14 protein-coding genes are annotated in these 17,935 nt (G+C 63.7%); 10 read left to right on the top strand and 4 right to left on the bottom strand.

Going from position 1 to position 17,935, the window contains the following annotated elements; all coding sequences use genetic code 11:
* Positions 1–7: 7 nt before the first annotated feature.
* Positions 8–2,449, bottom strand: a complete 2,442-nt coding sequence (locus ACY9XZ_RS01790) for a PAS domain S-box protein (RefSeq protein ID WP_463455377.1) — start codon at positions 2,447–2,449, stop codon at positions 8–10.
* 251 nt (positions 2,450–2,700) lie between these two features.
* Between ACY9XZ_RS01790 and ACY9XZ_RS01785 the strand changes: the two genes are divergently transcribed.
* The 8 genes from ACY9XZ_RS01785 (at position 2,701) to ACY9XZ_RS01750 (ending at position 10,237) form a co-directional block, all read left to right on the top strand.
* Positions 2,701–3,072 (top strand): Hsp20/alpha crystallin family protein, encoded by a 372-nt coding sequence (locus ACY9XZ_RS01785; RefSeq protein ID WP_463455376.1) that lies wholly within the window; start codon positions 2,701–2,703, stop codon positions 3,070–3,072.
* Between the two features lie 263 nt (positions 3,073–3,335).
* Positions 3,336–4,307 carry an alpha/beta fold hydrolase gene (locus ACY9XZ_RS01780; protein ID WP_463455375.1) on the top strand — a complete coding sequence of 324 codons (972 nt, stop codon included), beginning with the start codon at positions 3,336–3,338 and terminating at the stop codon, positions 4,305–4,307.
* A gap of 49 nt (positions 4,308–4,356) precedes the next feature.
* Positions 4,357–4,686, top strand: a complete 330-nt coding sequence (locus tag ACY9XZ_RS01775; protein WP_004516778.1) for a 4Fe-4S dicluster domain-containing protein — start codon at positions 4,357–4,359, stop codon at positions 4,684–4,686.
* Between the two features lie 204 nt (positions 4,687–4,890).
* Positions 4,891–5,745, top strand: a complete 855-nt coding sequence (locus ACY9XZ_RS01770; protein WP_463455374.1) for an electron transfer flavoprotein subunit beta/FixA family protein — start codon at positions 4,891–4,893, stop codon at positions 5,743–5,745.
* A 2-nt stretch (positions 5,746–5,747) separates the two neighbouring features.
* On the top strand, positions 5,748–7,412 hold the full coding sequence (locus ACY9XZ_RS01765; protein ID WP_463455373.1) for an electron transfer flavoprotein subunit alpha/FixB family protein: 1,665 nt from the start codon (positions 5,748–5,750) through the stop codon (positions 7,410–7,412).
* Positions 7,405–9,066 carry an FAD-dependent monooxygenase gene (locus ACY9XZ_RS01760; protein ID WP_463455372.1) on the top strand — a complete coding sequence of 554 codons (1,662 nt, stop codon included), beginning with the start codon at positions 7,405–7,407 and terminating at the stop codon, positions 9,064–9,066. The genes ACY9XZ_RS01765 and ACY9XZ_RS01760 overlap by 8 nt, the downstream gene beginning before the upstream one ends.
* Before the next feature lie 11 nt (positions 9,067–9,077).
* A complete protein-coding gene (locus ACY9XZ_RS01755) occupies positions 9,078–9,437 on the top strand; it encodes a hypothetical protein (RefSeq protein ID WP_463455975.1) in 360 nt (119 codons plus the stop codon).
* A gap of 68 nt (positions 9,438–9,505) precedes the next feature.
* Complete coding sequence (locus tag ACY9XZ_RS01750; RefSeq protein ID WP_463455371.1) at positions 9,506–10,237, top strand: N-acetyltransferase family protein; 732 nt, start codon at positions 9,506–9,508, stop codon at positions 10,235–10,237.
* Here ACY9XZ_RS01750 and ACY9XZ_RS01745 read toward each other — a convergent pair.
* Together ACY9XZ_RS01745 and ACY9XZ_RS01740 are read right to left on the bottom strand one after the other, a co-directional pair.
* Complete coding sequence (locus ACY9XZ_RS01745) at positions 10,234–11,208, bottom strand: LLM class flavin-dependent oxidoreductase (RefSeq protein ID WP_463455370.1); 975 nt, start codon at positions 11,206–11,208, stop codon at positions 10,234–10,236. The two genes, ACY9XZ_RS01750 and ACY9XZ_RS01745, sit on opposite strands and share 4 nt — an antisense overlap.
* Positions 11,209–11,288: 80 nt before the next feature.
* A complete protein-coding gene (locus ACY9XZ_RS01740) occupies positions 11,289–12,890 on the bottom strand; it encodes a class I adenylate-forming enzyme family protein (RefSeq protein WP_463455369.1) in 1,602 nt (533 codons plus the stop codon).
* A 209-nt stretch (positions 12,891–13,099) separates the two neighbouring features.
* Here ACY9XZ_RS01740 and ACY9XZ_RS01735 point away from each other — a divergent pair, with 209 nt between their 5' ends.
* Positions 13,100–13,993, top strand: a complete 894-nt coding sequence (locus tag ACY9XZ_RS01735) for a ParB N-terminal domain-containing protein (protein WP_463455368.1) — start codon at positions 13,100–13,102, stop codon at positions 13,991–13,993.
* Entirely contained in the window at positions 13,990–15,927 is a 1,938-nt protein-coding gene (locus ACY9XZ_RS01730; protein WP_463455367.1) for a glycosyltransferase, read from the top strand. The genes ACY9XZ_RS01735 and ACY9XZ_RS01730 overlap by 4 nt, the downstream gene beginning before the upstream one ends.
* Positions 15,928–16,051: 124 nt before the next feature.
* Here the strand turns inward: ACY9XZ_RS01730 and ACY9XZ_RS01725 are convergent, their stop codons facing one another.
* Positions 16,052–17,851, bottom strand: coding sequence for an ABC transporter ATP-binding protein (locus tag ACY9XZ_RS01725; protein ID WP_463455366.1), 1,800 nt, complete (start codon positions 17,849–17,851; stop codon positions 16,052–16,054).
* Positions 17,852–17,935 lie beyond the last annotated feature (84 nt).

The following is a 17,935-nucleotide window of genomic DNA, read 5'->3' as shown; positions in this document are numbered from 1 at the left end:
AGCGCCGTTACGACGACTCTTCCACCGGTTCTTCGATCCCGTTCCCAGTCTCGACACCGCTGAACTCGAAGCGGGCGCCGCCGTCTTCGCTGTCAGTGATAGTCACCTCCCAGCCGTGGGCCTCGGCAATCGTCTCGACTATCGACAGGCCAAAGCCGGTGCCGTCGTCCTCCGTGCTGTAGCCCGATTCGAGGACGGCGTCACGCTGGTCCGGCGGAATCCCCGGCCCGTCGTCGGCGACGTAGAAGCCGTCCCGCGTGGCACCGAGCGTAATGGTGACCGCCCCAGCGCCGTCGGTCGCTGGCCCCGCTTCGGAAGTAGCAGCATCTCTGCCGTGTTCCACAGCGTTTTGGACGAGGTTCTGGAACAGTTCGGCGAGGCGGTCAGGGTCGGCCAGCACGCGCTCCGGCGGGTCCCGAATCCGTCGCGTTGCTGCGCTCGTGGCCGCGGCGTCCCACGCCTGTTCGAACGTGTCCCGGAGCGATATCCGCTCGGGTTCGCTGATATCACGCCCCTCGCGGGCAAGCGTCAGGGTGTGGTCGATGAGCGTCTCCATCTGAGCCAGGGCATCCGTTGCGGCCGTTATGGAGTCGCGCACGTCTGGCGAAGCGTCCTGTGACGCCAGCTCCAGGTGGCCGCTGGCGACATGCAGGGGGTTCCGGAGGTCGTGGGAGACGAGGCTGGCGAACTCGTCCAGCCGCTCGTTCTGGTGTTTGAGCTGGCGTTCCCGCCGCTTCTGGTCGGTGATATCCGTGATGACGGAGACGCTACCGACCACAGAGCCACTGAGGCCCCGAATCGGGGCGGCGGCGAGGCTCACCTCGACGTGGCTCCCGTCCTTTCGCTGCAGTTCCGTTTCGTGGCCCGCCAGACGCTCGCCCTCGAGCACCTGCGCGTGGAGTTCGGCGGTCCGCCGTCGGTTCTCGGGCGGGATAACAGGGACTGTTTCGCCCAGAACCTCGTCGGCATTCCAGCCGAACAGCTCCGTTGCGGCCGGGTTCCAGACCTCGACGACCCCGTCGGTGTCCGTCGCAATAATCGCGAGCGGCGCAGCCTCGACGAGCGTCTCCAGGCGTTCGGTCGTCACTGCGAGTTCGGACTCGATCTCCTTTCGCTGTGAGATGTCACGGACGATGCCGACTCGGCCGGACTCACCGCTGGCCAGTTCGATGTCCGCCGCGTCGACTTCACAGGGGACCTGTTCGCCCGACGCAGTTCGGATGAGGAACTCGCCGGAGCCGCCGTCCGTCGGTTCGGTTTCCGTCTGGCCCAGCACTGCCTCGAAGCGCTCGCCGACGAGGCTGTCCTCGACGGCACCCACCAGTTCGGCGAACGGGTCGTTGTACGTGACGAACCGGTCGTGTTCATCGAGGACATAGACGGGTTCACTGACACCCTCGAAGATCGTCTTGTACTGCGCGAGCCGCTGCTCGCGGCGCTTTCGCTCCGTGACGTCCCGAAGGACGACGAGATGGCCAACGAGCGTGTCGAACCGGTCGGCAAACGGCGTCACTTCGAGTTCGACGAACCGCTGCTGGCCGTCCACGGAGAGCGCCAGCTCCGACCAGTCGGACTGTTCGCTGTCGCCGACCGCGAGACTGTCCCAGGTCGGAATGACGGCGTCTACTGGCTGGCCCACGAGCGTTTCCTCGGGCCCAGACAGGAGAGTTTCGGCCGCCGGATTCGCGTGGCTGATACAGCCGTCGACGTCCACGACGAGCGTTCCGTCACCCATCTGCTCGACGATGGTTTCCTGAGCTGCCGGGACCGGATCCAGCGTTTTGAACGTGTAAAGGCCAGTCGTCATCGCGATCCCGGAGACCCCCCAGGCGAAGATCGTGGCGTCCTCGGGTATCTGTAGGAAGTACTGTTGGGTCAGCGCGATGGTCCAGGGTGCCAACGCCGCGATAAGGACGGCCGCGGCCTGTGACCGGTACAGGTGTCGCGAGCGGACGAACAGGCGGATGAGAACGATTGTCCCGGCGAGCGCCGCAACCAGAATCGTCGCCATGTGGGCGATGAACACTGCTGTGAGACCGGTTCCGGGGGCCACGACGAGCGAACCGGCGGAACCGCCCGGTGGAAGTTCGAACAGCGAGAGACCCGGGACCACGAACACAGCCACCAGCAAAAGCGGATCGAGCGACAGTAGCCCCACGATTCGGCGCGTCACTGACCGGCCGAAGCCGGCGTACTGTAACGCGGCGTATAGCCAGGCGATAGCGACTGTGCCCTGTGCGACGGTCGCGACCTGTCGAGCGACCAGCTGGGTCGACAGCGTCGTCGCAGTGATGTCGACGGCGTAGCTGGCCGCACCAACCGATAGCGCGAGGTGAAACAACACCATCGGCGTCCCGCCCGGGTCCTCGCGCTTTCGCCCAGCGAGCAGCAAAAACACCGCGGAGAGGCCTGTCAGGGCCCACAGGGCCGTCACGAAGCGGCCATACATCGTTCAGTAACGATAGTGGTATTCCCACTTCATTTTATCGGTACCTATGTATTGTTAGTAAAAAGAGCGTTTGCCGGTCGTTGGCTCCCCAGCACCCGAACCTGCGGTTCTAATTTGAGTCGGGAGCTGTTAGTCGTCGGAATTTTGAATCCTGGGTGGCGTTAAGTCGGTGTTTGTTACCTCATAGCACGATCGGCAAGATTTTTATCGAACCGCACCACTAGTATCAAATGGATGCGAGGTGATGGCCAATGGCTCTGCCAACAACCACACCAAGTTCCTGGATGCGCGGTCTCGACCTTCCGTCCCGCCTGTTAGAAACCGGTAGCGACGACTACGAACTGTACGAGGAGGACGACGAGTTCGTACTCAACGTCGAACTCCCGGGCTTTGACGTCGAGGATATCGACGTCTCCTGGGACGACGGCATGTTGAACATCGCCGCGGAACGCGAGGACGAACAGCGCGGCGAGCGTCGGACCTATCACCGACGCTTCCGGTTCCCGAAGCGCGTCGACGACGAAGGCATTGCCGCGAACTACACGAACGGTATCCTCGAAGTGCGCCTGCCTGTTGAGGTAGGTGCGACGGCCCGCGGCAAGCAGATCGAGGTCGAAGGCTAACCGTCGGGCCGCAGGCGTACCGCCCGATAACTGCGCTTTTTCGCGTTCAATCAGATCCTGGAAGCGGCGGTCCCGTCCGTGTCCAGAGGTGTCCGAGTGACTGTCAGCCACCCACGAGAGTCTGACCCAGCGACCGCGAAGACACTGGCGGGGTGAGAAGTCACTGGATGCCGGCGGTATCGACGCGTCGTTCGACCCCGATTCAGGGAGTGTCGGAACCGGATAACGTCGGGCTTAAGCCCGTGACGGCCCGACCGTTGCCCGTGACAGACCGCGCTCCCGAGTCGGTGACCGTCCGGCGCGATATCCCGTTCCACGAGGTGGACGGCGAGACGCTGACGCTCGACCTGTACGACTCGCCAGCGACCAGCGGCCCGAAGCCGGTCGCCGTGCTCGTCCGCGGCGGCGCGTTCAGGTTCGGCGACAAGGGGGAGTTCGCTCGGCACGCGCTCGACCTCGCGGCGGACGGCTTCCTGGTCATCGAACCCCAGTACCGCCTCGCACCGGAGTGGACGTTCCCGGCGGCGCTGGTCGACGTGAAGGCCGCTATCGAATGGGCCCGAACGGAGGGGGAGAGCCGCGGCGCGGACACCAACCGCATCGTCGGTGTCGGCCACTCGGCGGGCGCGAACCTCGTCCTGCTGGCAGCGCTGACGGCCGACGAGCCCGGGTTCGAACCCGAACTGTATCCCGGCGCGTCCTCGGCGCTGTCGGCCGCCGTCGGCTACGCCGGCGTCTACGACTTCCACGCGCTCGATAACGCCACTGACGACGAAGCTGACCCGCCCCACCGAGCGTACCTCAGCGGCGGGCCCGACGACGAACCCGCGGCCTACGACCTCGCCTCGCCGGTCGCACAGGTGGATGTCGACGCCCCGCCGACGCTGTTGCTCCATGGCACTGAGGACAGTGTCGTGCCGCCGGCCCAGTCTGAACTGCTGGCCGACGCGCTCGAACCGATGACCGACGTGGTTCACGAGACGGTGCCTGCGGGTCACGGGTTCCCGTTCCACGGGGCCCACTACGACGACGTGTTCGAGCGGACCGTCGAGTTCATCCGGCGGGTCGGAATCGCCGGCCCGGACACCGCCGACGCGAACAGCGAAGGTGGGGACACCCCCTCGCCCGGGAACGACCTGCCAGGACCGACCGACCGTATCGACGACCTCGGCCCGGGACCGGCCGATGGCAGGCCGCCGAGCGGTCCGGACCGCCGCGACGGCCCGGGGTTCTGACCGTTAGGTCGAAAAGTTAAGTAGCTCCCAAAAGTGAGATAAGATACCAATGGCCATAGACCCGGAGTTCGAGGAGAACCGCGACGTTGTCGAACAGCACGACGGACACGACGTCTGGGGGCCGGTCGACGAGCCCGAGGAACTGGGCATCCACGGGACACACGTCGCCGTCGACTTCGACATCTGCATCGCCGACGGCGCGTGTCTGGAGGACTGTCCCGTCGACGTGTTCGAGTGGGTCGACACGCCGGACCACCCGGAGAGCGAGATCAAGGCCGACCCCGCTCACGAGGACCAGTGCATCGACTGCATGCTCTGTGTCGACGTGTGTCCGGTTGACGCCATCGACGTGGACCCGGGTCGTGCCGGCCGAATCTGAGCTATCGGGACCGCCTGTTTCCGTGGCATTGCAGCATTCTGAACCCCAAATATAACGGCCTGTAGCTGTCAGCCTGTCGTCATACAGCGTGTTGCTCGGATTCTACCGCCCCTGAGACGGATACGTATACCTGTCACCCATATTTGTAAACATACATTTATTATAGATTCTTGTGTGAGATACACTCACGAGGGTCGTGATACCATGCACACAGTCGTTATGACGAAAGGCGTTCCGGACTTCCGCGAGGGACAGGTGTCGTTCGACGAGGACGGCCATCTCGAACGGGGGAAGACACCGACGGTGATGAACCCGAACGACAAGCACGCGCTCCGTGCGGCGTTCCAGACGAAAGTCCGCAACGGCGGGCACGTCTCGCTGATGAGCATGGGGCCGCCGGGGTACAAAGAGGTCCTGCAGGAGGGGATGGCAGACGTGTACGCCGACGATCTGTATCTCCTCTCGGACCGCGAGATGGGGGCCGCGGACACCTGGGCCACCGCGATGACCGTCGCCACCGGCCTGCAGAAACTGGACGACCAGCCCGACCTGGTGTTTGCCGGGTTCAAGACGGCCGACGGCGAGACCGGCCACACCGGCCCACAGACCTGCTGGTGTCTCGACTGGCCGATAATCACCCACGTCCTCTCGCTCGACATCGACGAGGACGCCGGCACCGTCCGGGCGAAGCGACTGGTCGACGGCGACATCTCCGAGATCGAGACGGTTAGCGCGCCGATGCCGTGTTTCGTCGTCGCCGACCCCGAGTTCGAGCCAACGTACAGAAAGGCCAGCCACCGGCTGAAACACAAGGACCTCCGCGAGGAGACCCAGCAGCGGGCCGAGGCGTACGAAGAGCACCTGACGGTCTGGGACCACGAGGACCTCAACCTCGATCCGGACTACATCGGCCTGGACGGCTCGCCGACCATCGTCTCCGGCGTCGATCCGATTCCAAAGGCCCCCTCCGAGCGGGAGGCGACGATGATCGAGGCCGATCAGAGCGAGGCGCTGGAACCGGTACTGGACGAACTCACGCCGTACGCGGCGGGTGACTGACCATGCCTGACATCGACCCCACGGAACACGAGATCGCTGAACTGGGACCGAAAATCAAGGACATTGAGGACGCCGATGAACTCCGGGCGATGCTGGAGTTGGAGGAAAGCGGCGAGGACAGGGTCCCGGTCAAGACGCTCATCGAGGACCGCATCGACAAAGTCGAGAGCGAGGACGACGGCGAAATCGACCCGGAAACCGTCGATCTCTCAGAGCTTACGGTCGCCGACGTGGCGAACATGGTCCGGGACATTGATGACGCCGACGTGCTCCGGGATCTGCTCGAACGCGAGAAGGCGGGTGAGGACCGCAAGACGGCCAAATCACAGATAGAGAGCCGTATCGAGTCCGTCGAAGGGACCGAGGAAGCCGAGGGCGAGGCGGTGACTGAAGTCGAATACGTCCCGCCGGAGGAGAAGTACCCCGAACTGGACCACCCGACCAACGACAAGCAGTGGGTCGAGGGCACCGTCGGCGCGGAGTACCGCGACATGTGGGTGTACTGCGAGACCCAGGCCGGCGAACTCGTCGACGTCTCGAAGGAGATGCTCGGGAAGGCTCGCGAACTGATGGATACGTACAACGAGGAGTACGACGAAGACGAGCGTGTCGTCGCCGTCCTCATCGGAGCCGACGCCAGCGACCACGTCGAGGATGTCATCGCCTACGGCGCTGACCTCGTCGTCTATCACGAGGACCCCCGTCTGGAACGGTTCCGCCACCAGCCATACACCGAAATCTTCTGTGACATGGCTCGGGCCGGTGGGGAACTGGCTGCGGCGGGCCGCGAAGACGTGGCGTGGAAGGAGTACCACGAACCCCGGTACACCGTCTTCCCGGCGACGAACAACGGCCGGGACCTCTCGGCGCTGGTCCAGGGCGAACTCGACTCCGGATTAGCGTCGGACTGTTCGGGGCTGTACATCGAGAACGCGATGATATCCAACCCCGCGAAAGTCGGTACCGCCGGCGACAAGAAGGAGTTCGAGCGGGTGCTGCACATGAAGCGCCCGGACTTCTCCGGGTTCGAATACTCGACGATCCTCTGTATCGACAAGCCCAACCGGGACTTCCACCCGCAAGGGGCGTCAGTCATTCCGGGCAGCTTCGAGATACCAGAGCCCGACTACGAGCGCGAGGGCGAGGCCGTCGACTACGAGATGGATCTCGACGAGGACTGGTTCCAAGTCGAGGTCGAGGAGTACGACCGCCTGTCGGGCGGCGTCGACCTCACCGGCCACGACGTTATCGTCGCCGTGGGCCGCGGTATCGGCGACGACCCGACGCGGGGCATCGAGCAAGCCTTAGACCTCGTGGACGCCTTCGACGACGCCGACCTGGGGCTCTCGCGGGGCGTCATCACCTCCTCGTACTCCTTCGACGGCCACGTCGAGCAGTACGTCACGGAGGAGCGCCAGATCGGCGAGTCCGGGCAAGAAGTCGAGCCCGACGTGTACATCGCGGCGGGCATCTCCGGCGCGATTCAGCACAAAGTCGGCTGTGACGAGTCCGACACGATAATCGCCGTCAACACTAACCCGGACGCCGATATCCGGGACTTCTCGGACTACCTCATCGAGGGCGACCTCTTCGAGGTGCTGCCGCAGCTGACCGAGGCGGTCGAAACAGGCGAACTGGGTGCGATGATGGAGGCAAGCGATGACTGACCCCGTCGAGGAGTACGAGGCGGTCGTCGTCGGCTGTGGGCCGGGCGGAGCGGCCGCGGCGGCGACCCTCGCCCGCAACGGCGTCGAGACGCTCGTCCTCGAACGTGGCGTCGATGCCGGCTCGAAGAACGTCTCGGGCGGGCTCATCTACGCCGAGGAGTCGGCCCCCTACACCATCGACGGGCTGTTCCCGGACTTCCGTGAGGAAGCCACGGAGCGGCCGGTGACGGAGAACGTCATCCACAACATCGCCGGCGACAAGGTGAAATCCTTCGACATCGGCGACCTGCACCACCACGACACGGCGTGGGCCGACGCGGTGTTGCGCCGGAAGATGGACTCCTGGCTCGCCCAGCAGGTCCACGAGCGCACCCGCGAGACCGGCGGCGGCCTGCTGACCGAGGTACACGTCACCGGGCTGCTCCGCGAACGGGGCGAAATCGTCGGCGTGACGACGGAGGAACTGGACCCCATCAAGGCCGACCTCGTGGTGGCCGCCGACGGCGTCAACTCCGAGCTGGCCCGCGACGCCGGGCTGATGGACTGGGAAGAGCCAGAGGAGTGGTTCCAGGGCGTCAAGGCGGTCGTCGACATGGAGCCCGAACTCATCAACGACCGCTTCGACGTGGCTTCCGACGACGGCGCGGCCCACCTGTTCTCAGGGGACCTGTTCGACGGGGTCCGCGGCGGTGGCTTCCTCTACACCAACGAATCGTCGCTGTCTATAGGCACAGTGTTCCACCTCGACTCCATCGCCGAGGAGCGGGCCGAGCCCCACGAACTGCTGGACAGCCTGCTCACCCATCCGCTCATGGCCCAGTGGCTCGGCGACGAGTACGATGAGCGCGAGTACAGCGCGAAGCTCGTCCCGGACTCGAAGAAGGCGGCCCATCCCTCGCCGCACAAGGACCGGCTGGTGCTGGTCGGCGACGCCGCCGGCCAGATGCAGGCCCAGGGGCCTATCATCAAGGGAATGAACCACGCTGTCACCGCCGGAGCGCTGGCGGCCGAGGCGTTCGCCGATGCTCGGGCCCGCGGAGATCCGTTTCAGGCCGGCGAGCTGTACGAGAAGAAGCTCCACGACGAAGGCGTGATGGACAAGCTCCGCCCGACCGGCTACAAGGTGTTCGGACGGCTCGGCGAGGTCGGCCCCGTCGACGACCTCTCGAACGCTATCGCCGACTCCGCAGTCGGCCGATTCGGGGTCCGCGCGGCGGCCGGGCTGCTCGAACGGGCCTACTCGTCGCCGCGCATGGTGTCGATGATCCCCGACACCAAACTGCCCTACGTGACGCTGCCGACGGTCATCGCCGAGGAACTGGGCGAGCCGGTGACCGACGAGAACACTGTCTCGCCACCGGACCTGGCTGACCGCATCGGCGACCTGACCTACGACGTGGGCGACCCCCACATCGAACTCCTCGACAAGTCCTTCGAGGCGTCCGGCACCGCCGTCACGGCCTGCCCGGTCAGCGCCGAGGACTTCGGCGGCGGCTGTTACCGCGACGAAATGGTCCAGACCAACGGCAGCAAGGAGCACCTCGTGAGCCTCGACACCCAGCCCTGCGTCGAGTGTGGCACCTGCGCCATCGTCGCCGACACTGAGTGGGAACACCCCGCCGGCGGCAAGGGCGTCGAGTTCAACGAGGGCTGATCCGGCCGGTGATGCGCTACCAGTACCAGGACCGGATTCAGGACCTCTCCCGCCGGGCCGAGACGGTCCGCGAGTCGCTAGATCCCGACCCGCCGGACGACCAGCGCGCGATGGAGATTCTCCGGGAGGGGTTCGGTCCGACGGTGGCCCTGTACTGTGAGGGCCGGACCGGCGAGTCGTGGGCCAGGTTCTCCGAGACGGAGTTCGAGCGACTGGAGGGGGCGATGAACGACTGGCTTGACTGCTATGCCGCCTGCTACGGCGTGTCGTTAGCCGGCACCTACTCCGTCAGAGCGGCCGCAGAGTTGCTCGTCGACACGCACAACGTTCGCGACGTCGCGGTGCTTCTGACCGGCGTTCCGGAGTCGTAGCGACCGTTTACTGTGAAGTACATGGTTTTTGATAAAAGATTAAGTACTGTCTCGTGGTAGCAGATACCATGGAGTTAACGGAGCCACTGCAGTTCGACCACGAGGACAGACGGGACATCTACGAGTACGTCGAGTCACACGGGTCTGTCGAGCCGAGAGCCGCCCGGTCGGCGCTACAGATGGACCCGCGACCGTTCGGCCACCACGTCGCGATACTCAAACGCGACGGCGTACTGGAGGAGATCGACGAGGAACTCCGCATCGCCTACAACGACACGGTCGAGGAAATGTTCGAGGCCGACGACATCGAGTTCTCGATCCGACAGGCCCGCCAGGAGGACCTGACCGGGCTCGTCGGGGCCATCCGTGCCGCTATCGGCGGTGGCGAGTACGTCGATGCGGAGACCGTCGCCGACGTGGTGGACTCCGAGGGCGTGCTGCTCCGACACAACGAGCTGGAGTCGCGCATCTTCTTCGTCGCCTGCATCAACGACGACGTGGTCGGCTGGGTCCACCTCAAACACCCCGAAGTCGAGAAGCTCAGCCACACGGCGGAGCTGACGCTGGGCGTGCTTGAACGGTATCGGGGCCACGGTATCGGCTCCCAGCTGCTCGCCCGGGGCACCGAGTGGGCGGCGACGAACGGCTACGAGAAGCTGTACAACTCCGTGCCCTCGACGAACGAGGACGCGATCGAGTTCCTCGAAGCCCACGGCTGGGGTACCGAAGCCGTCCGCGAGGATCACTACAAGTTCGGCGACGAGTACGCCGACGAGGTGATGATGGCAATCTCCCTTTAAGACCGACCCAGTGCCCGAATCGTCTCTCGAGCCAGCTCCCCGTCGACCTGCTGTGGCACAGTTAACAGAAGCCGGTCGAGGACATCCCTGTCCGCTATCGCGTCCCGTTTTTCCCGCGCCTGTTCCGGCGTCCCGGCGATGCCGAGGTCGGCCGCCATCTCGTCAGTGACGAGCTCTGTCGCCTCGCCGCGGTCACCCGCCTGCCAGGCGTCGGCGATGCGTTCGGCCCGGTCCGGATACGTCTGTGCGACCGCCCGACGATACCCCTCGCCGCTGCCGACGTAGTAGGCGATGTGCTGTCGGAGCTCTTCTGTCGCCCGGTCGGCGTCCTCGTGGACCACCGCCGGCACGTACGGCGCGACCGTTATGTCGTCCGGATCGCGGTCGGCATCGCGTGCGATCTCGGCGATGTACTCGAATGCCGATTCCAGTTCGGAGAAGGGAATCATGTGCGGGAGCCAGCCGTCGGCCAGTCTGGCGACGACTCGCCTGTTCGCCGGGCCGAGTGCGGCGTGGTACACCGGCACGTCGCGGTCTAACGGCGGGACCCCGCTGACTGACACCACCTCGCCGTCGTAGGTCACCCGCTCGTCGCCCGTCATGAGCTGTTTGACGATGTCGATGGTCTCGTGGGCGCGACGGACCGGCCGCTCGAACTCCATGCTGTGCATGTTCTCGATAGACCGGGCGGTACTCGTTCCCAGGCCCAGCACCGCCCGCCCGTCCGAGACTCTGTCGAGGGTCGTCGCTGTCATCGCCAGCACCGCCGGCGACCGCGAGAAGACGTTTAATATCGCGCTGCCGATTTCGACCTCGTCGGTCCGGGTCGCGATGTCCGTGAGTTCGACGACGGAGCTTGCCCCCCATAGCTCGTTCAGCCAGACCGAGTCGTAACCGTAGTCCTCGGCCTCGACAGCCAGGTCGACTGTGCTGTGGTCCTCGACGCGTGGCACGACGACTCCCAGATGCATGGTCGGATCGACTGCCGGCACCCTAATAAAGAATCGTGTTAATTCCTCAGGGGTGACCGCCTCCGATACGTTCGGCGTGTTTACTCCTGGCCGATCATCCGTTCTTGCTCCTTCCAGTACTCCTCTCGGAGTTCGTATTTCTGGATCTTGCCGGTCGCCGTTTCCGGGAGCGAGTCACGGAAGTCGACGCCCGCAGGGACCTTGTAGCTCGCGAGGCGCTCTCTGAGGAAATCGAGGATCTCCTGCTCGGTGACGTCGCTGTCGGCCGTCGGAACGACGACCGCCATCGGTGTCTCGCCCCAGTCCTCGCTCGGTGCCGGAATGACCGCGGCCTTCAGAACACCGGGGTGGTCGTACAGTTCGTCCTCCAGTTCTATCGAGGAGATGTTCTCACCGCCGGAGATGATGATGTCCTTCCGTCGGTCCATGATCTGTATCATCCCGTCCTCGTCCCACGTCGCGAGGTCGCCGGTGTGGAAGTACCCCTCGACGCGGTCGTTGAACGCCTCCTCGGTGATCTCGGGCTTGTTGAGATAGCGGTCCATCACCTGGTTGCCCTGCACCACGACTTCGCCGATGGTCGCCCCGTCGCGTGGCACGTCGTTGCCGTCCTCGTCGACGATTCTGATGTCGGTACACAGCGTCTCCGAACCCTGCTTGACCTTGAGTTCCCGGCCTCGCTCGGCGATGCGCCGCGGGGAGTTGCTGGTCGTGATGATCGGGGCCGTCTCGGTCAGGCCGTAGATGTGGATGATGCGCCAGCCGAACTCGTCTTCGACGCGCTCGATGGTCGCTGTCGCCGGGGCGCTTCCAGCGGTCGCGATCCGTACGTCGCGGTCACCCTGTGTCATTACGTCGCCGTCGTTGGCCCGGTAGTGCTGGATGAGTTTGTTCAGCACCGTCGGCGCGCCACACAGGAACGACACGTCGTACTCGCGGACCCGGCGGAAGGTGTCCGCGGCGTCGAAGGTCCGCTGGCAGACGTGGGTCCCCCCGGTCCCGGTGATAGCGTAGGTGTGGCCCCAGCCGTTGCAGTGGAACATCGGCAGCGTCCAGAGGTACGTGTCGTCGTCGCGGATCTCCATGTGCTGATTGAGGACCAGCGCGTGCCAGCTCTCGGTCCGGTGGGTTCTGACCACGCCCTTCGGGTCCCCGGTCGTTCCGGACGTGTAGTTGATGCTCGCGTCGTCGTCCTCGGTGATGTCCGGCCGGTCCGGTTCGGCTGTCGGCTGCCCGTCGAGGATACCGCTGTAGGCCTCCCATTCCCCCTCGATACGGTCGGGCTCGTAGCCGATGAACGTCTCTGCAGGGACGTCGTCCCGTACCGGTTGGACCTTTTCGGCGAAGTCGTAGTCGGCGATTACTGTCGCGGCCTCGCAGTCGTTCAGGATGTATTCGATTTTCGCGGGGTCGAGCCGGTAGTTCAGCGGGACGAACACCGCACCGAGCTTGTTCGCCGCGTACAGCGTCTCGATGAAGTAGTGTGTGTTCGGCGCGAGGACGGCCACGCGACTCCCCTTCGAGACACCCCGATCCGACAGGGCGTGGGCCAACTGATTTACCCGCTCGTTGACCTCAGCGTACGTGTACTCGGTGCCGTCGTGGGCGACAATACCGGTCACGTCGTCGTAGATATCCACTGCACGGTCGATGAAGTCGGTGGTGAGCATCTCGCGTTTCATGATAACACGCCTCACTTGTCGTATTCAAACCCAATTATTATTATATTTTCTTCGTGAGTGGCTTTCGAGCGAAGCCGTCAGTGGTCAGCACCCGAACCGTCTTATGAAAAATTAGAGCCCGGGTACACCGATACCAGTCCGAATTATACTGCCGATAGGGCGATTAAGAGTGCGATAACAATATAATCTATACCGTTACGTACGGGAAAATGCTCGGAGCTCTCTCCGACGTGTACGCCGAGCAGGGGGTGGAAGGCACTGTCCGGCTCGGGTCAGAGTACGTACTTCTCCGAAGTCCGCTCTCTTCACCCGTGACGAAAGCGTTCTACTGGGCTATCGCTCCGTCTTACTACCGGCGACAGTACCCGACTGATTTCGACGGGGGCAAGGCGTCGCCGGACCCGTTCAAGCTCGAACCTGTCGACCCGTCCAGAATATCCCGGTTCACTCGGCGGTGTTACCCGCCGTGGTGGAACCGTGACCAGTTGTTCGGGAGCGTTAGAAGCGGTGACTGGGACAGGCGCCCGCACGAGGCGGCTCCGACCTACGGCGGCCCGCCGGAGGACCTCTTCCACGCCGACACTATCGCCGAGAGCCCGCTGTACCGAGCACTCCGCGCCCGCTTTCTCGACGATCGACAGTGGACCGAGACGCAGTTCGTTCAGGACGTGTTGGCCCGCCTCGACGCGGGCGTCGACTTCGTCTGGCACGACTGCCAGACCCGGGATGACGTCCTCACTCGCTGTGAGCATCTAGAGCGGATCTATCGGAGCATGAACCGCGAGGGCTGTCTCAGCTACCAGGATCGAACGCCTCCACACGACCGGGATGGGAACTTCATCGACGCCTTGGAGCGCGAGATTATTGTCGATATCGGACGGGATGGCGAACTACTGCTCGTCAGCGGCAAACATCGGCTCTGCATCGCAAAGATCCTCGGACTCGATTCGGTTCCGGTTGCCTTCCTCGTTCGCCACGCCGACTGGATGCGAACGCGCTACGCCGTCGCCACCGGTGATCGACCCGATGTAAACCACCCTGATCTCCGAGACGTGTCGCCTCAAACCACAGACAGTGGCCGCCGACAGAGATCTATCGTATGAACTCGAAGACCCGTCGCCGACTCCGTTTTCTCGGTACCGATTCCCTTCCACGTCAAGTCTGGACCGGGACCCAGCTAGCGATGGAAGCGTACTTCTCGTGGCGAACGCCTCCCGGCTGTGATGTCATGGCCGAGGAGTGGGACCAATTAGTCATCCTCGACGGCTGTCGCTTCGACATGTTCGAACGGCAGAACTGGCTCGACGGCGACCTGTCTTCCCGGATTTCGGTCGCGACTGAGACACCGGCGTTCCTGGAACGGACGTTCGGTGACGAGACGTACGAGGACACCGTATACGTCACTGCGAACCCCATGCACCGTGTCGATGACTGGTGTCCAATCGACCTCGACGACGTGTTTCGCGACGTCATCGACGTCTGGAAGACCGAGTGGGACGATGACCTCGGGACGCTCCCTCCGGCGGCGATGGTCGCCGCCACCAAGGAAGCCCACGAGCGATACCCTGACTGCCGCCTAATCACGCATTTCGTCCAGCCACACTACCCGTTTATCGGCCCGTTCGGTCAGCGGCTCGACCACGGCCGGATAAACGGGAAACAGCGGGCGGAGGGTGAGAGCTCCGACGCCGATGAGAAACCGGTCTGGGGCGCGCTGCGAGACGGCGACTACCCGGCCGAACGCGTCAGACAGGCCTACGAGGAGAACCTCTGGCTCGTGTTGCCGTACGTTCAGGACTTGCTCGAAGAGTTCGATGGGACGACAGTCGTCACTTCGGACCACGGCAACCACGTCGGCGAGATCGTGGCTCCCTTCCCGGTCAGACTGTTCGGCCATCCGCCGGGTATCAGAACGCCCGCCCTCGTGAAAGTCCCGTGGCTGACTGTCACCGACAAGCCGACGGAGTCGCAGCCGGCGACCGCGGAGTCGACTCCTTCGGCCGACGACACCGCTACTGCCGCCGATCCGCGGCCGGCCTCCGCGACTGACGGCGGTCGAAGCTTCCTGCAGCAGTCGGCAGAAGCTTCTGGGCGACCGTCAGATAGCTGCGGAGACCCGCAACGTTCGCAAATCCGAACCGGGCCGCTCGTTTCGGTAGTCATCCCGACGTATTACCGTAACGAGCAACTCGCAGCGGCTATCGAGAGCGTCCGGCAACAGCGCTACAGCCCGACCGAGATCATCGTCGTTGACGATTCCGGAACCGGGAACGCACGCCCGGTCGCAGAGAGATACGACACTGTGTACGTTGAGCACGACACGCAACACGGTGCGAACCGGGCCCGAACGAGCGGTATCGAGGTTGCCAAGGGTCGGTATGTTCAGTTGCTCGACGACGACGACCGACTGCACCCCGAAAAGTTCCCCCTGCAGGTCCCACTGCTCGAACGCGATCCCGAAACCGGCGTCACGTTCTGTGGCTATGCGTCCGACGAGGGGATTCGAATGCCGAACCCGGATATTAAAGGGACCGTACTCGGCGAGACGCTCCAGTTTGGACCGAAGGCTTGCACGAACTCGACAATGCTGATCTCGGCGTCGGTGCTCGGTGACGTGATACCGTTAGCGGACCGGGGCGGTGCCGACGACATCGGGTTCTGTATCGAACTCGCATCGCGATGCGAGTTCGATTCGCTCGCGGCGGCGCTCGTCTACAAGGGCACGTCAGGGAGCCAGCGGTCGGCGAAATCCGCGGTGGGACACGAGCTGTTGAACATCATCGACCAGTACGAGTCGTTATACGCTGATTTCGACCCCTCGATCAGACGAACCGCGCTCAGAAAGGCGCACGTGACACTGGAACGGAACACGTTACACGAGCAGGGGTGGTCACTATCGGCCGTACGCGCGCTCGCCACGTCAATTCGATACACTGACCAGCGGCGGCTGACGGACTACGCACTGCCAGTCGCGGCGTTGTTTGGCTCCCCCGGCCTTCGTGTGGCATCCGGACTGAACGCCCTGCTGCAAAGCTAAAACGGCCGACAATTGGGTGTTAACGGCCAGATTTGGCCGTCCCTCACGGCGCAGCAGTTACGATATCGGTTCGTTCTGAATCGGTTACACCACGCAAAACAATATTCCAAGCCGCCACAGTGCCTCACGCAGTGTACAGTTCCGCGTACGTCCCATCGCGGTCGAGCAGTTCGTCGTGGTCGCCCGTTTCGGCTATCTCGCCGTCCTCGACGGTGTAAATCCGGTCGGCTGACTCGGCTGTGGACAGGCGGTGGGTAACCATTACGACGGTCGCATCTATCGAGGCTGTCTTGATGGCATTGTGGACCTCCGCCTCGATAGACGTATCGAGGTCGCTCGTCGCCTCATCGAGGATAAGGATTTCGAACTCGCGGAGCAGGGCACGGGCGAGGACGACACGCTGTTTCTGTCCGCCGGACAGTTGCACCCCGTTTTCGCCGAGTTCGCTGTCGTAGCCGGCGGGCAGTTCGTCGAAGAACTCGGTGACGCCGGCCAGGTCACAGACGCGGCGCAGTTCCGACTCGGAGATGTCTAACTCCCCGAGCGTCAGGTTATAACGGAGCGTGTCGTCGAACAGGAACGGGTCCTGTCGCACGACAGCAAGCCGGTCCCGCCAGGATTGCAGCTCGTATCGGTCTATGGGCGTCTCGTTCGCCGTGATCTGTCCGGAATCTGGTTCGTAGAGCCGAGCCAGCAACGAGATTATCGTCGATTTCCCGGCTCCGGACGGGCCGACGAACGCCGCGAACTCCCCGCGTTCGATGTCGAAGGAGATGTCGCGGAGCACCTGTTCGTCACCGTAGGTAAACGAGACGTCGTCGAACTCGACCGATTCGATGCGCGCCGGGGCCGGCTGTCCGCCGGCTGGCTCGGCGCTGCGCTCCAGCTTTTCGATGAACCGCTCGGTTCGAACCACGTGTGGGAGGTACCCTTCCAGCTCGTAGACGGAGCCGCTGATAGAGCTGACCATCGGTCCCAGGCGGAAAATAGCGAACAGGAACACCGCTATTTCAGTGAGCGCGAGCGGGGTGAAGCTGATGACCGCGTAGACGAGCCCGAAAATTACGACCGCGTTCATCAACTGCTGGAAGTCCGAGACGGCGGCCTCGTTCCGTCGGAGTGTGACCTTTGCATCGATGTAGCGGTCGATGAGCGCGTTGAACTTTGTTTTCAGCGTTTCGCCGGTCCCGAACAGCTTCACCGCACGGATTCCCTGTATCCCGCCCTGTGCGCTGGTCTGTATGTCCTCGTTTATCTGAGCGACGCGGTCACCGACGACGAATGCCGGTTCGAGCCCGTACCGGATGAGGAGGATCGATCCGCCGAGTGCGGAAACCGCAAGCACCGCCAACATCGGAGCGAAGTACAGCGCGACCGCGGCGTACATGACGACGAGGAGGAACCGCTCGAACGCGTTCACCAGGATTCGGATCGACTTACTCGCGGCGTCTGTCTGGGTGATAACTGCGTTCAGTATTTCGTCCGAGCCGTGTCTGTCGAAGTAGTCGACACGTGCATCAATGGCGGCATCGAACCCTCGGACACGGAGGTGACCCGCGTAGCTTCGCCGGAGTTTCTCCCGTAGCCAGGCGACGACGAAGCTGGCGGTGTACCGCGCCATCATCACACCCATCACGCCGAGGGTAATCGTTTCGAGCGTCATCGGGATGCCGACGAACTGGTACGCCCGGACAAACAGTCCGAGGGGTCCATCGGCCTGGCTCGGCGACTGGCCGGACTGGGCGATCTCGATTATCGGAATCAGGAACCCGAACCCGATTCCTTCGAGCAGCGCAGTGATGGTCCCGAAGCAGATGATAGCCAGGGTAAACCGCGGCCGGAAGGCCAACACCCGCCGTATCATCTCTAGCTTGTCGGCGGTACTCGTCTCGTCGTCCGAGTCGGTGAGTGGCTGTGCAGACATTCTATATCCAGAGGAAGCGAAACAGCGTCGTTACTGGATGCAGGCCAACGAACCACTTGAGTATGGAGTTATTAACGGCCTTGG

It is taken from the genome of Haloarcula sp. HT12, from assembly GCF_055271655.1.
This window is presented reverse-complemented; position numbering and strand designations above follow the sequence as displayed.

Bases quoted from the DNA above. Each gene is read 5' to 3' on its own strand.
- ACY9XZ_RS01735 (WP_463455368.1), top strand. From the start codon at position 13,100: ATGCTCGGAGCTCTCTCCGACGTGTACGCCGAGCAGGGGGTGGAAGGC.
- ACY9XZ_RS01760 (WP_463455372.1), top strand. From the start codon at position 7,405: ATGACTGACCCCGTCGAGGAGTACGAGGCGGTCGTCGTCGGCTGTGGG.
- ACY9XZ_RS01765 (WP_463455373.1), top strand. From the start codon at position 5,748: ATGCCTGACATCGACCCCACGGAACACGAGATCGCTGAACTGGGACCG.
- ACY9XZ_RS01775 (WP_004516778.1), top strand. From the start codon at position 4,357: ATGGCCATAGACCCGGAGTTCGAGGAGAACCGCGACGTTGTCGAACAG.
- ACY9XZ_RS01785 (WP_463455376.1), top strand. From the start codon at position 2,701: ATGGCTCTGCCAACAACCACACCAAGTTCCTGGATGCGCGGTCTCGAC.
- ACY9XZ_RS01730 (WP_463455367.1), top strand. From the start codon at position 13,990: ATGAACTCGAAGACCCGTCGCCGACTCCGTTTTCTCGGTACCGATTCC.
- ACY9XZ_RS01725 (WP_463455366.1), bottom strand. From the start codon at position 17,851: ATGTCTGCACAGCCACTCACCGACTCGGACGACGAGACGAGTACCGCC.
- ACY9XZ_RS01770 (WP_463455374.1), top strand. From the start codon at position 4,891: ATGCACACAGTCGTTATGACGAAAGGCGTTCCGGACTTCCGCGAGGGA.
- ACY9XZ_RS01745 (WP_463455370.1), bottom strand. From the start codon at position 11,208: ATGCATCTGGGAGTCGTCGTGCCACGCGTCGAGGACCACAGCACAGTC.
- ACY9XZ_RS01755 (WP_463455975.1), top strand. From the start codon at position 9,078: ATGCGCTACCAGTACCAGGACCGGATTCAGGACCTCTCCCGCCGGGCC.
- ACY9XZ_RS01790 (WP_463455377.1), bottom strand. From the start codon at position 2,449: ATGTATGGCCGCTTCGTGACGGCCCTGTGGGCCCTGACAGGCCTCTCC.
- ACY9XZ_RS01750 (WP_463455371.1), top strand. From the start codon at position 9,506: ATGGAGTTAACGGAGCCACTGCAGTTCGACCACGAGGACAGACGGGAC.
- ACY9XZ_RS01740 (WP_463455369.1), bottom strand. From the start codon at position 12,890: ATGAAACGCGAGATGCTCACCACCGACTTCATCGACCGTGCAGTGGAT.